The organism is Thermostichus sp. MS-CIW-34, from assembly GCF_054060435.1.
In genome coordinates, this window is sequence record NZ_JBSSDE010000022.1 from 1 (window position 1) to 13598 (window position 13598).

Here is a 13598-nt window from a genome sequence, read left to right on the forward strand (position 1 = left end):
ACGCAGGCTCATCCTCAGGTGGATTGCTCCTTTCAGCTTCCGCCTGTATGGGGTATTAGCAGCCGTTTCCAGCTGTTATCCCCCGCCTGAGGGTAAATTCCTACGTGTTACTCACCCGTCCGCCACTAACACCCGAAGGTGTCCGTGCGACTTGCATGTGTTAAGCATACCGCCAGCGTTCATCCTGAGCCAGGATCAAACTCTCCGTGTCAATTCAAGAGCTTGTCTCTGGAAAAATGGAAACTTGACAGGGTTGAATATGCAGCCACCAGCCGACTCAGGGAGCCTGCTGTGCTGCTTGGCGATGGTTGACTGAACGAGTTACTTGTCAAGGTTCTGGGGCGCCGGGGCTGGGTGGCCTCATCAGCGCTTTACTACCCTATCCCCACCACCACTCCCACGTCAAGATATCCAACCCAAAATTTTTTGAAGCCAGAAGGGATCCGGATCCACCGTTAGACTGTTGAAGTGAGCTCAGATTGGGTTAGACGGGTCTATGGGGATTGTGATTGGGGCTGTTGCTCCTGACTTTAGCTTGCCTGCGGTGGGGAAAGGGATCCAAAAGGGAGCCCAGATTTCACTGGCGGCCTACCGGGGCAAGAGCAAGGTGTTGCTGGCCTTTTACCCGGCGGATTTTTCCCCGGTATGCACGAGCGAGATGCGTTGCTTTCGGGAGGATTGGGAAGCTTTCCGGGCCGCGGGCTGCGAGATCTTGGGGATCAGCAGCGATCCCCTCTCCAGGCACCAAGCCTTTGCCGAGCAGCTTAAGCTGGAGTTTCCTTTGCTGAGCGATGTGGACAGAACCGTGAGCCAGCAGTACGGGGTGGACAGCCTGCTGGGGACGCGGCGGGCCTATTTTTTGGTGGATAGCCAAGGGATCCTACGCTACCAGCATGTGGAGTGGCTGCCCTTGTTCAAGCGAGACAACCGGGAGCTGCTGGAGGCCGTGAGGGCGATTAGCTAGCTCGCCGGGAAGCCCCGCACTCTCTGCAACAGCAGGAGGGTCGGGATGAAAGGCGGATATATTCTGTACTATAATCAACATGGTTGTACAAAACGGCGTTGCCGGAATCTGGTGCAACTACGCGGTGGGGCATCCCGTGTCTGCTCGCAGAGGGTTCTTGCAGTAGCTCCCCGATGAAGCGAGAAGCCCACGCTGTACCTGTAGGGTCAGTGATGGGAGTATGTCACCTAAACGGGGGATCCTCTGGGGTGGGCCAGAGAACCCGTTGCGGCTGTCCGGTGTCCGGCAGGGAGAGGGGAGTGTGGCCAAGGGGCTCCAGAAGCCAGCTACGCTGGGGCGGGCTCCAGTTGCCCTGGCGGGCCTCGATCTCCAGAATGAGCTGGCCATTTTGCTGTCGCAAGCGGAAGAGGGTGGTGGCCCAGGCTCCTGCTCGATGGGCGAGGGTTTCCCCGTCGTCTTCGTAGAGGGTGAAGCTGCCGTTGCCGGGGTAGAGTTTGAGGTGCGGTTGGTCACGGCGCAGGTGGGCGGTGGACGGGCAGGGGGGAGCTAAAGGCAGAACGGAGCCACCCCGCACAAACAGCGGCAGTTGTTCGAGAGGGGCAGGGACGAGAATGTAGCGGGGGCCGGTGTGGGCCTGACCTGTCCACCAATCAAACCAAGTGCCCTGGGGTAGGTAAACAGCGCGGCACCGCACGCCAGGCCGAACCACAGGGGCAGCTAGGAGGGCGGATCCCAGCATGGCTTGATCTGAGATCTCGTAGGTTTGCGGATCGTCGGGAAACTCGTAGAGAAGGGGGCGCAAGATGGGGGATCCGGTTTGGCTGGACTCCCAAAAGAGGCTGTAGAGGTAGGGCAGCAGCTGGTAACGCAACTGAATGGCCTGCCGGCAGATGGTTTCCACTTCGAGGCCAAAGCTCCAGGGCTCGTGGGGGCGGGTGCCCAGGGCGCTGTGGCCGCGCATGAGGGGGTAAAGAATTCCCATTTGCATCCAACGGGCAAACAGCTCGGGAGTGGCATTGCCACCGAAGCCGCCGATGTCCGCGCCGACAAAGCTAACTCCCGACAGGCCCAGGTTTAGGAGCATGGGCAGGGACATCTCCAGGTGTTCCCAGGAGGATTGGTTGTCGCCTGTCCAGACGGCAGCCCAGCGCTGGATCCCAGCAAAGCCGGAGCGGGTCAGCACGAAGGGGCGCCGGTTGGGGTTGAGCTGTTCCAAGCCTTCACGGGAAGCGCGTGTCATCAGCAGGCCGTACAGGTTGTGAACTTCGGCGTGGGTGGTGGGTTCGTCGGGTGGGCCTTGGGGGGCATCGAGGGGGATATCGACGATCTGGCCGCCGTCTCCAAAGGGGCGGTCGTTGAGGGCCGGCTCGTTCATGTCGTTCCAGATGCCATCCACACCGGCTTGGGTGAGAACCCGTTGCCAGGATCCCCACCACTGCCGCACTCCGGGGCGCAAGAAGTCGGGAAAGAGGACTTTGCCTGGCCAAACGTAGCCATGGAAGAGGTGGCCGTCGGCGCGGCGGATAAAGAAATCCTGGGCCAAGCCCTCGTCGAAGACGGCGTAGTCGGCTTCGGGCTCGAACTTGACGCCGGGATCCACAATGGCTACCACCCGGAAGCCAGCCTCGTGGAGTTGGGCCATGAGCCGGGCCGGTTCGGGGAAGCGGCGGGGATCCCAGGTGAAGACGCGGTAGCCGCGCATGTAGTCGATATCCAAGTAAATGACGTCGCAGGGGATCTGCCGCTGGCGAAATTGCTGCGCAACGGTTTGAACCTGAGCGGCGCTGGCGTAGCTCCAGCGGCACTGTTGGTAGCCCAAGGCCCAGAGGGGAGGAAGGGGAGGCCGCCCAGTGAGTTGGGTGTAGGTCTCGAGCACCAAGGCCGGGGTGGGGCCGTAGATCAGGTAGTAATCCAGCTCGGGGGCGCGCACCTCGATGGCCCACTGCTCGGGATCGATCTGGCCCAGGTCGAACTGGCTCCAGTGGGTGCAGTGCAGGAAGAGCCCGTAGCAGAGGTTGGGGCGAAGAAACAGGGCGAAGGGAATGGCCTGGTAGAGATTGTCGCTGTGGGCGTCGTAGTTCCAGCAGTCGCGAGTCCAGTGGCTGTAGCGCCGACCCCGTTTGTTGAGTAGCCCCGCCCGTTCCCCTAGGCCATAGATGTGCTCGGCAGGGTGGAGGTGTTTGACCAGGCGGATGCTATCGGATCCCCAGGTAAGCCCAGAGGAGACATCGGCGCAAAACTCTTGCCCTTGAGAGTCTTGAAAACTGAACCGGAGGGGATCCCGATCGATCTGAACTTGCACCTGGGAGGTGGACAGGTGGATTTGGGTGGAGCTTTCCTGCAGTTCAAAGGGAGCCGGCGGCCACTCTTCATCGGCTGGAGCCACATCCCAGGAACGACGGGGCAAAAACGCTCCGCTGGGGCTAAAGCGCAGCCGAAACAGACGGGGGGTGAGCACCTGCATAGACCAGCGGCCCTGGGCACAGATGAGGTGGATCCCTCTGGAGTGGGGCTGGAGCTGCTGCAGGGATCCGCAGGTTGGCCTTTGGGGCGGGCGGGCGGGGGATTGGCCGTTCGCGCCCGCGGGATCGAGTCCCAAGATCTCGCCAGGTTCCAGCATGCTTTGGAGACAGATTGCTGCTCTCAAGGCTAGCCTATGGCCGGGAGGGGACAGGGGGTTGCCCACTCTGGTCCGCAGTGGGTTTTACCCTCATCGGTACCCATCTCCAGAAGAGCAGCGGTAATAATCGACTAGCTCAGACCCCAGAATCCATCGCGAAAACGAGGCGGCAATGGCCATGAGGATCCCGGCGATCAAGCTTCTCTCCTCACTGCTGCTTTTTGGGGGGGTGTCCGTCCCCGCTGTCGTGGCGGCCTACCCGGTCAGCCCGGAGATGGTGATGACCCTGCAACAGGGGGATCATGCCCAAGCCTTGCCCAGGGCCAGAACGGAGCAAGCGTTTCGGGTGGTTACTTTGGCCCAGGGTTTGGAGCACCCTTGGGGGATGGCCTTTTTGCCGGATGGAACTCTCTTGGTTACCGAACGCCCAGGGCGGCTGCGCCGAGTTACCCCCCAGGGATTGGATCCCCAGCCCATAGCCGGTGTGCCAGAAGTATTTGCCCGCGGACAGGGGGGCCTGCTGGACATTGCCTTGCACCCTAATTACGCGGAGAACGGCTGGATTTACCTGTCCTATGCCGCTCCTGGGCCGGGCGGCGGGGGAACCCGAGTGGCGCGGGCCCGCTTGGGGGAGAAGGGACTCCAGGATCTGGAGGTGATTTTCGACATGGAGCGCAAGACCCCCGCTCAACAGCACTTTGGCTCCCGCCTGGCCTTTGATGAACAGGGATTTCTCTACATCAGCACCGGCGACCGGGGAGAACGGGATCGAGCCCAAGATTTGGGGGATTCTGCCGGTAAAGTGTTGCGCATTACGGATGCGGGCGGGATCCCGGCGGACAACCCATTTGTCGGCCAAGCAGGGGCTTTGCCGGAAACTTTTACCTATGGCCACCGCAACATTCAGGGAATGGCCCGCCACCCTGAAACAGGGGCAATTTGGTCCCATGAACATGGGCCGCAGGGTGGGGACGAGATCAACATCTTGGCCCCCGGCGTCAACTACGGCTGGCCCTTGATCACCCACGGTCGAGAATATACGGGGGAACCTATCGGCCAAGGACTGGCGGCAGCTCCTGGATTGGCTTCGCCCCTGCTGCACTGGACACCCTCAATTGCCCCTTCCGGCATGACTTTCTACACAGGGGAGGCTTTCCCCGAATGGCGGGGCAACCTATTTGTGGGGGCGCTGGCCGGGCAACACCTGGCGCGCTTGGTACTGGATGGAGAGCGCGTGGTGGCAGAAGAGCGTCTCTTAGAGGGGGCGGTGGGCCGCATTCGCGATGTGCGGCAGGGGCCGGATGGACTCCTTTACCTGTTGACGGACGCCCCGAATGGATCCCTGCTGCGCCTGGAGCCAGCACCCTGAAGGCATCGGCTTAGGAGATGACGGAAACTATCCTGCTCCCGCTGGGCAGCTCTTTGGCGGGACAGGGACTTTCCCCAGAGTAGGGCTGGGGAACTCAGAAGCTGAGGCTCTCCCAAGAAACGTTGATGTCTTCCAAAAGCAGCGACTTGTTGTAAATCTGCAGGATGATCAACAGGAAGACGGCGAATAGGGCCATGAAGACCGCCATCAGGGGCGTGGTGCCCCAGCCGGGAGCCACTTTACCGTATTCCGAGTTGAGGGGACGCAGCAGATCGCCCAGTTTGGTACGAATGGCCATAGGTTCTCGCTTAGAAACCGAACACGTTGACGAAGTCGAAGATAGCAGGCTCGAAGGCGGATCCCTGGTGCTCGGCACCGCCCAGACAGCCACCCCATTAAAATCACGCTATCAGAATCTGGCCAACCCCTTTTGCCTTGAGCAATGAATTGTAAACTTGTGTAATACTGTAGTCGAACGCTCTCAGGATCTGAGGACTCAGACTTAGATATGGAACCCACCTTTTCCCTAATTGTGGCGATTGCGGCAGTCACCATCTGCATCACCGCGTTTGCCATCTACACGGCCTTTGGCCCCCCTTCCAAGGACTTGCAGGATCCCTACGAGATGCACGAGGATTAAAGCTTGTCGTTGGGATATCTGGGTAAATGTCTGCTCGGCTGATCCCCCGTCTCTCCTTTCACAAGTACCAGGGATTGGGGAACGATTTTATCTTGGTGGACAACCGCCGGCAGTCTCAGCCCTGCTTGAGCCCAGAAGAGGCCGTTGCCCTTTGCAATCGCCGCTTTGGGGTGGGAGCCGATGGGGTTATCTTCCTGCTGCCAGGGCAGGAGGGGGCAGATTTCAGCATGCGCCTCTTCAACAGCGACGGTTCCGAGGCGGAGATGTGCGGCAATGGGATCCGCTGTTTGGCCCGCTTTCTGCAGGACTTGGGGATCCCAGGTCGGGATGGCGCCTACCAGATCCACACCTTGGCGGGGCGAATCGTGCCGCAGGTGCGGGCAGATGGGCTGGTCACAGTGGACATGGGGATCCCTCGCCTTTTGGCCAGGCAGATCCCCACCACCTTGGCCGAACCCGAGGAGAAGGTCATTCGGCAGCCGCTTGCAGTGGCCGGGCGAGAGTGGCGGGTGACGGCGGTGAGCATGGGCAACCCCCATTGTGTGGTCTTCCTGGAAGGAGAGGGATCCCTGGAGGAGCTGGACTTGGCAGCTGTGGGCCCCCTGTTTGAGCATCATCCGGCCTTTCCTGAGCGCACCAACACCGAATTTGTGCAGGTGCTCAGCCCGACTCGTCTGCGCCTACGGGTTTGGGAGCGGGGAGCGGGGGCAACGCTGGCTTGTGGGACGGGTGCCTGTGCTGTTTTGGTGGCTGCTGTTTTGGAGGAGCGCGCAGAATCGCAAGCTACAGTAGAACTGCCGGGAGGAAATCTGGAAATTCGCTGGGATCCGAGCACACAGCACGTGTGGATGACCGGCCCTGCCCTACACGTCTTCAGCGGCACCACTGCCGGTTGAGAACTAGGCTCCCAGACCCAACAGGAGGATGGCCAGGAGGCCGAGGATCCCATAGGCAACGCTCCAGCCCTGCCGCCAGATCAGCGCCACTGCCAGGCCCAATAAGACCAAGCCCAAGCCCAGGCCAAGGCGGAGAAATAGAGGGTGTACAAACTGGCTGAGGGAGCGTTTGAGCCAGGGGAAGATCACCCCCAAGGCGAAGGCCAGTCCTACGGGGATCCAATCGATCCAACCTGTCTGCTCCCAGCCCCCCAACAGGTAAAAGCCGCCCAGACAAAGGCCCAGGCAGAAAAACAGCACCCGCATGCCGGGATAGTCTTGTCGATAGTTGAAAGCAAGGCTTCGGAGCTCCTTGGGGTGGGCCAAGACCAATGGCTCTACAGCAAAGCTTTCGCTCCACTCCGGCGCTTCTTCAGTTTGTCCGCGGCACCAAAGGTAAACGTTGACCTTGCGCAACCCTTGCAGCAGAGAGGCTTCCACCGCACTGCGCACCACCTCCATCACCTGCAGGGTATCCACCACATCGCCCGGCAGCCGTTCCAGCAGCACGTTGAGAACAGGCCCCTTCAGCTCGGCTCGGCCAAACAGCCGCAAGTTGGCAAGCTTGTAATCGAGGATTTGGTTCAAGATTTTGAGCTGGCGGCGCATGGGATCCCGCGAACAGAGAGCCGTCGTTCGACCGGTTGACTCAAAGCTTCAACATGACCGGTATGACCAGTCTAACGGTTGGGCCAGAGCGGCAGAAAAGAGACGTTCCCGGTGTGAAAAGGAGGTGGGACTATCCGATGAGGGTGCGAATGCACCGGCGAATGCTGAGGTTGGATCGCTCCAAGTCGGCAAATCCGCTCAGAAGAGTTCCCTGGCCGTCCAAAAGCAGCAAAGCGGCCTGTTGGCGAAAATTGATCCCAGGCAAGGTTGCAGCGGCTATTTCTTGCAGCTTCTGGATGGTTTCTCCCTCAAAATCGACCGAGACATACACAAACGGAGAAACCAGGCGGGGATCCGTCGGTACACTCTCCCGGATGGCCTGCAAAACCAAGTGGCGCACCAGCAGCAGCCCCCTGCCATCCACCAGCACGATCTGGCGCAGCCGAGGGTTTTGCCCAAACTCCAGGGCCAAACTTTTGGAGAGGGCTTCCGATTGCGAGCGGGTTTGGCTGTTGGTCAAGATCAACGCTTGAATGCCCTCATACCGACTTAGGTCAAGCTGCCCTCCGAAAACGCTCTCCACTTTGAAAGCCAGAGATTCATCACGGTTACCATTGCTGGGGCAGTTGCCGGCTTGAACGGGATCGAACGCACCTTGAGAAAGCAGGGCAAGGGTGGCAAACCCCAAAGCCACAAGTCTCTTTTGAACGCAAAGCCAGCAGCGGTTAGCCGGGGCACAGCAGCAGGACAGCACTCGGTTCATGGCGGGGAGCTCTGGAGCGGGCCGGCCAAATCTTAACCGATCTTCATCTTTGGTGCTCCAAAATGCCCTCTGGGCTTCTCATCCCCATTGGGTTGGTGCCCATAATGGAAGGCAGTTTCTGGTTTGCTGGCCATGACTCACGCCTCTTTGCTGGATGCCCTCAACCCTTCTCAACGGCAAGCGGTGCAACACTTTTGTGGCCCGCTGCTAGTGGTGGCGGGGGCAGGTTCCGGCAAGACGCGCGCCCTCACCCACCGCATTGCCTACCTGGTTCGCCACTATCGGGTGGATCCAGGAGAAATTTTGGCCGTGACCTTCACCAACAAGGCCGCCCGTGAGATGAAAGAGCGCATTGAGCAGCTCTTTGCCGAACAAGAAGCTCAAGAACAATTTGGGATCCCCTTAGAGGAATTGGAGCCGGCCCAGGCAACGCGACTAAAATCTGCTGTTTACCACCGCTGGATTAAGCCTCTTTGGATTGGCACGTTCCACAGCTTATTTGCCCAGATCCTGCGCCTGGAGATCGAAAAATATCAGGATCCCAAGGGGCGCAAGTGGACTCGCCACTTCTCGATCTTCGATGAATCAGATGCCCAATCTCTGGTGAAGGAGATTGTAACCAAGCAACTGAACTTGGATGAGCGCAAGTTTGACCCAAGGTCGGTACGCTACGCCATTAGCAATGCCAAAAACCAAGGTTGGACTCCTGCCGACCTGGAGCGCAATCAGCCCAACTTCCGTGGCCGTACCATTGCCCAAGTTTACGAAATCTATGAAGACCAACTGGCAGCCAACAATGCTCTGGACTTTGATAACTTGATTTGGATACCAGTGCAGCTTTTTCGACAAAACGAGCAGGTGTTGGCTTACTGGCACCAACGATTTCGACACATTTTGGTGGATGAATACCAAGACACCAACCGCACTCAGTATGAGTTGATTCGTCTGTTGGCCACCAACGGCGAGACCTGCAGATCTCGGTTGGATTGGAGAAACCGATCGATCTTTGTGGTGGGAGATGCCGATCAAAGCATCTATCGGTTTCGCGGGGCAGATTTTACCATCTTGCTGGAGTTTCAAGAGACCTTTGGCGATGGTCTTCCGGACGATGATACCCGCACCATGATCAAGCTGGAGGAGAACTATCGCTCTACAGCTACCATTCTGCAGGCGGCCAACGCCCTCATCGAGAAAAATACAGAGCGCATTGATAAAGTTCTCAGGCCAACCCGTCAGCAAGGAAATCCGATTTTTCTTCATCAGGCGGATGATGAGATTGCAGAGGCCGAGTTTGTTGTCAATACCATCCGACGATTACACGGCCAAAATGCCAATGCTTTTTCCTGGGGAGATTTTGCCATTCTCTACCGCATCAACGCTCAATCCCGTCCTTTTGAAGAGGTCTTGCTGCGGTGGGGGATCCCTTACACGGTGGTGGGCGGACTGCGATTTTACGACCGCAAAGAAATTAAGGATGTCCTAGCCTATTTACGGGTTGTGGCTAACCCTGCCGACTCCTTTAGCCTGCTGCGAATTATTAACGTGCCGCGCCGTGGCATTGGCAAATCCACCCTGGACAAGCTGACCGAAGCGGCGGCGGCTCTCAACGTGCCTTTGTGGGCAATTCTCAGCGACGAAACCTCTGTAAGTAGCTTGGTGGGTCGTTTGGCTAGGCCTGTCATTCAGTTTGCTCAGCTGATTCAGCATTGGCATCGACAGGCTTCTCAGACTTCAGCCGCCACCCTTATCGAAGGGTTGCTAAGGGATTCCGGCTATTTGGAGGATCTCAAGGCGCAGGGTACAGACGAAGCCGAAGAAAGAGCGGCCAACGTGATGGAACTTTACAATGCCGCTCGCCAATTCGAGGAAGAACAGGAGGATCCCAGCCTTGAGGCTTTTTTGAGCAATGTGTCTTTGGCTTCCGACTTAGATAACCTTCAGGAAGGCGCTGAGAAAGTTTCGCTAATGACGTTGCACTCTTCCAAAGGTTTGGAGTTTCCTGTTGTGTTCTTGGTGGGGGTAGAGCAGGGTCTGTTTCCCAATTTCCGGGCTTTGGAGGATCCCGCTGCCTTGGAAGAAGAACGACGCCTTTGCTATGTGGGCATTACCCGTGCCCGTGAGCAGTTGTATATCAGCCACGCCAGGGAAAGGATGCTCTACGGCAACCGCGAACCAGCTATTCCTTCGGTATTTTTAAGTGAACTGCCCCAAGAGTTAATCGAATTCGACAGACGCGGAGCCGTTTCTCGACAGCTCTCCCACGGCAGTGGACTGTCCCTTTCAGATGCACCCAAGGCCAGGCCCAATCGCCGCCAAAGCCGTTCAGAACAGTGGGCGATTGGAGATCGTTTGCAACATCCCCAATTCGGACAAGGCCAGATTACCCATGTGTTCGGCAGTGGTGAACGGGTCACGATTGCGGTGAGGTTTCCCGCTATCGGTCAACAGAAAATCTTGGATCCCCGTATCGCTCCTATTCAAAAGCTCAGCTAAGCGGCTGAACTCGGAAGGGCTCCAGCGATGAAGAGAGGCAAAGGGAAGTGCTGTAGAAGTCCGTAGCTCATTCGAGATTGCCTTGCCGTTGACGTCGTTGGTGATCCCTTGCTTTATATGTGTTTGCTTTATATGTGTTGCTGCACGACGGGGAAAGCAAAACCTCAGCTCCTCCTTTCCCTGATTTGACCGTTGCCCAACCCTCGACCTTACCTCTGCCCCCTCGTCACTAATTGCTTGTAATTGCTTGACTACCCGGTCTTGGGATCCCTCGCCAGGTTTAACCCAGTCGGCTGGGACTGAGTTGTCTCGGCTCTGTCCGGTACCAGGCGCAGGGGCGGGCCAAAGCGGCCAACCGCTACAGTGTTGTTCAGGGCCGGGATCTGGCGGATGGATCCCTGGCGTAGGCAGCGGTGTAGACGGCGCAGCAGGAAGAGGTCGGCTTCGGAGCACTCCTCTCGAAATAGCCTTACGTTAAGTTCGTGTTCCTGAGCAGCGGTGAGCAAACCGGTCATCATGGCGGTTTGAATGATCTGCTGCACGGTTATGGTTGTCGCTTCATCCATAGGTTTAGGCGATTGGATGGAGACCTTTTGCTGCTCTTATTCTCGACAAATCCCTCTGATATTGACTCCGCCAAATAGCGGATTCGGTATGCGCGCACTTTGTCTTCTTTCTCGGTGCTCGGAAATAGGGCTTTCCAGATACCTATTGACCTTCTGAGCCATCCGGATTCCGTGTAGGCGAAAAGCTTGAAATCTTTGTGTCACAAGCCTTTCTAATCGAAGTGGGAGCAGAGCCAACAATTGGATACGTAGGGATCCCATCCTCACCGCAGTACAAAATTAGACTCAACAGTGAGTTGCTTGAACTGGCCAAAGAGGTGCTGATCCCATGATTTTTCGAGCTGTTGCTTGAGGCCGTAACAGATATCTGTGGCAATACGGAACTGAGAAGCGATGTTCGTCACCGACAAATGGCGTAGGGTTGCTTGGCTTTTTGTCTGTACCTTGTCGGCAACGCAGGCATAGAGGATGAGCAACAGCCTTGTGTTAGGGTGGGGGCATTTTAGGGTGGCAATGGGCTGTGTCAGAAACTCCACAAAAAGTCGGCTGTGCTGTCCCTCTGGGCTGCTGTGGCTGCGGCTGTTTGGGCCTGCTGGCGGTGTTGGGCCTGGGGCTGGCGGGGGCAGGGATCCTAGTCTGGAATGGGATCCGTGCCTCAGGAGCCTATCGCACCTACCAGTTGGCGGTGGAGCAGCTCGAACAAAATGCCGTGGTGGTGGAACGTTTGGGAGAGCCCCTGAGGCCGGGATGGCCCTCGCGGCTGCGTTTTCAGGAAGATGAGGAAGCCGGTTGGGTGTGTCTGTTCTTTTTGATTACAGGGGCCCAGCGCACCGGCGATGTGGTGGTGGAATCGGAGCGGGGCATGGCCGGCTCGGCATGGCAGTTGCGCCATCTGCAAGTGAAAGTTGACGGGGATCCGCAGGCCATTCAGGTCATCGAGGGGGAATCTCGGTGTGAAAAGGAAGAGTCGGATGGAGAAGCCCTGCCCCTGCAGCCAGAAGGCGACATCTAGGTAGCCGGATATCCTCAGCCGCGGGTAGAGTCAAAAGGACTCCGTCCCGCTGACGCGAACGGTTGTGGCCTTGTTGGATCCCTATGCGGTCGCTCCCTTACCTGCGCTTGCTGCTGCTGTTGGCGCTGTTGGCCTCGTTCACCGGGCTGATCGTCTGGCTGATCCAATCGTTTCTCGATCTGTACTACGCCACCCGCTACCACCCGATTTTGGGGGGGCTGTTGATTGGGGTGCTGCTGCTGCTGCTGCTGGTGTTTTTGGCCGCTGCCATCTACTACTTGTTTCTGTTTCGCCAACCCGCCCCCAGCAGGAGGGAAATTACCCAACCCCTTGCCTTGCCGGAGACGGCTTTGGAAAAGCGGAAAGCGGCGCAACAGAACTTGGCCCAACTGGAGGCGCAGCTAGCGCAAATCCAGGATGAAGTGGCGCGGGCAGCGCTGGCGGAGCGGTCGGCTCTGCTGGCCCAACAGTTGGCCCAGCCCCAGCTGAAGGTGGTGGTCTTCGGCACCGGGTCGGCGGGCAAGACTTCTTTGGTCAACGCGCTGCTGGGGCGGCGGGCGGGGGCGGTGGGGGCCACGCTGGGCACCACCCAGGCGGTGGCTTGTTACGATTGGAACTTGCCTGGGATCCCGCAGCCGGTGCAGATCCTGGATTGCCCCGGCATTTTGGAGATCGGCCCGGCAGGGGTGATGCGGGAACAGGAGGCGCAAGCCCAAGCCCAAGCTGCCGATCTGCTCCTAGTGGTGGTGGATGGGGATCTGCGCCAGTCGGAGGTGGATCCCTTGCGCCGGTTGATCGCCCTGGGCAAGCGGGCCTTGCTGATCCTGAACAAAGCGGATCGCTACACCTCAGAAGAACGGCAGATCCTCTTGCAACGCCTGCGGGAGCGGGTCTACCCCCTGATTCCACCTCAGGATGTGTTGATAGCTGCCGCTGCTCCAGCCCCTGTGCGGGTGGGATCCCAAACCTGGCGACCGGAGCCGGATGTGGCCGCCGTGCGGGATCGCGTGCAGGCAGTGCTCTATGCCGAAGGTGGATCCCTGGCCTTGGACAATGCTCTGCTGCAATCGCAACAGTTGGGGGAAGAGGCCAAACGGATTCTCCAAGCCCAACTGCGCCGCCAAGCCGAGGAAGTGATCGATCGCTTTCAGTGGATTGTTACAGGGGTGGTATTTGCCAACCCCATCCCGGCGGTGGATCTGCTGGCCATTGCCGCCATCAACGCCCAGATGGTGGTGGAACTGGGATCCCTTTACGGCTGCAAAATGAACCTGCAGCAGGGGCGGGAGCTGGCCTTGTCTCTGGCCAAAACCCTAGCGGGCTTGGGCTTGGTGGAAGGGGCGATCCAACTGACCACGGGGATCTTGGCCACCGTTGCCGAAGTGAGCGTCGTCGGTTTTCTGGCGACAGCCCCCATTCAGGCAGCCAGTGCTGGCTATCTCACCCGCATTGCCGGCAAGAGCTTCATTGAGTATTTCCAGCACAACCAAAGCTGGGGAGAAGGGGGGATGCAGGCGGTGGTCAAAGCCCAGGTGCAAAATACCCAAAAATCCGGTTGGCTCAAAGAGTTTGTCCGCGAGGCTTCTCGGCGCATCTTCCGAAATGGAATGAGCAAAGACTAAAGGGC

At 58.5% G+C, this 13598-nt stretch carries 12 protein-coding genes and 1 rRNA gene; 7 read left to right on the forward strand and 6 right to left on the reverse strand.

The window, feature by feature from the left end; genetic code table 11:
- Nucleotides 1-211: ribosomal RNA gene (locus ACVWYY_RS08830) — 16S ribosomal RNA — on the reverse strand; the annotation flags it as partial.
- Nucleotides 212-496: 285 nt separating this feature from the next.
- Here ACVWYY_RS08830 and ACVWYY_RS08835 point away from each other — a divergent pair.
- Nucleotides 497-964 carry a peroxiredoxin family protein gene (locus ACVWYY_RS08835; RefSeq protein ID WP_011432999.1) on the forward strand — a complete coding sequence of 156 codons (468 nt, stop codon included), beginning with the start codon at nt 497-499 and terminating at the stop codon, nt 962-964.
- A 223-nt stretch (nt 965-1187) separates the two neighbouring features.
- Here the strand turns inward: ACVWYY_RS08835 and ACVWYY_RS08840 are convergent, their stop codons facing one another.
- Nucleotides 1188-3650 carry a glycoside hydrolase family 31 protein gene (locus ACVWYY_RS08840; protein ID WP_457402615.1) on the reverse strand — a complete coding sequence of 821 codons (2463 nt, stop codon included), beginning with the start codon at nt 3648-3650 and terminating at the stop codon, nt 1188-1190.
- A gap of 214 nt (nt 3651-3864) precedes the next feature.
- Between ACVWYY_RS08840 and ACVWYY_RS08845 the strand changes: the two genes are divergently transcribed.
- The gene (locus ACVWYY_RS08845; protein ID WP_457402735.1) at nt 3865-4953 is read left to right on the forward strand and encodes a PQQ-dependent sugar dehydrogenase; all 1089 of its coding nucleotides are present in this window, start codon (nt 3865-3867) and stop codon (nt 4951-4953) included.
- A gap of 94 nt (nt 4954-5047) precedes the next feature.
- On the opposite strand, the gene psbH is transcribed toward ACVWYY_RS08845, so the two are convergent.
- A complete protein-coding gene (gene psbH, locus ACVWYY_RS08850) occupies nt 5048-5251 on the reverse strand; it encodes a photosystem II reaction center phosphoprotein PsbH (protein WP_414331336.1) in 204 nt (67 codons plus the stop codon).
- Nucleotides 5252-5461: 210 nt separating this feature from the next.
- On the opposite strand from psbH, the gene psbN reads away from it, so the two are divergent.
- Nucleotides 5462-5593 carry a photosystem II reaction center protein PsbN gene (psbN, locus tag ACVWYY_RS08855; protein WP_011432995.1) on the forward strand — a complete coding sequence of 44 codons (132 nt, stop codon included), beginning with the start codon at nt 5462-5464 and terminating at the stop codon, nt 5591-5593.
- A 26-nt stretch (nt 5594-5619) separates the two neighbouring features.
- Complete coding sequence (gene dapF, locus ACVWYY_RS08860) at nt 5620-6489, forward strand: diaminopimelate epimerase (RefSeq protein WP_457402617.1); 870 nt, start codon at nt 5620-5622, stop codon at nt 6487-6489.
- Between the two features lie 3 nt (nt 6490-6492).
- Here the strand turns inward: dapF and ACVWYY_RS08865 are convergent, their stop codons facing one another.
- Together ACVWYY_RS08865 and ACVWYY_RS08870 are read right to left on the reverse strand one after the other, a co-directional pair.
- The gene (locus ACVWYY_RS08865) at nt 6493-7137 is read right to left on the reverse strand and encodes a hypothetical protein (RefSeq protein WP_414375245.1); all 645 of its coding nucleotides are present in this window, start codon (nt 7135-7137) and stop codon (nt 6493-6495) included.
- Between the two features lie 130 nt (nt 7138-7267).
- Nucleotides 7268-7900 (reverse strand): hypothetical protein, encoded by a 633-nt coding sequence (locus tag ACVWYY_RS08870; protein WP_457402619.1) that lies wholly within the window; start codon nt 7898-7900, stop codon nt 7268-7270.
- A 132-nt stretch (nt 7901-8032) separates the two neighbouring features.
- Between ACVWYY_RS08870 and pcrA the strand changes: the two genes are divergently transcribed.
- Nucleotides 8033-10393 carry a DNA helicase PcrA gene (gene pcrA, locus ACVWYY_RS08875; protein ID WP_457402621.1) on the forward strand — a complete coding sequence of 787 codons (2361 nt, stop codon included), beginning with the start codon at nt 8033-8035 and terminating at the stop codon, nt 10391-10393.
- Between the two features lie 251 nt (nt 10394-10644).
- Here the strand turns inward: pcrA and ACVWYY_RS08880 are convergent, their stop codons facing one another.
- Nucleotides 10645-10959 carry a hypothetical protein gene (locus ACVWYY_RS08880; protein ID WP_457440289.1) on the reverse strand — a complete coding sequence of 105 codons (315 nt, stop codon included), beginning with the start codon at nt 10957-10959 and terminating at the stop codon, nt 10645-10647.
- Between the two features lie 520 nt (nt 10960-11479).
- Between ACVWYY_RS08880 and ACVWYY_RS08885 the strand changes: the two genes are divergently transcribed.
- Together ACVWYY_RS08885 and ACVWYY_RS08890 are read left to right on the forward strand one after the other, a co-directional pair.
- The gene (locus tag ACVWYY_RS08885) at nt 11480-11971 is read left to right on the forward strand and encodes a cytochrome c oxidase assembly factor Coa1 family protein (protein ID WP_414331736.1); all 492 of its coding nucleotides are present in this window, start codon (nt 11480-11482) and stop codon (nt 11969-11971) included.
- Between the two features lie 83 nt (nt 11972-12054).
- Nucleotides 12055-13593 carry a YcjF family protein gene (locus tag ACVWYY_RS08890; RefSeq protein WP_457440291.1) on the forward strand — a complete coding sequence of 513 codons (1539 nt, stop codon included), beginning with the start codon at nt 12055-12057 and terminating at the stop codon, nt 13591-13593.
- The last annotated feature ends 5 nt before the right edge of the window (nt 13594-13598 follow it).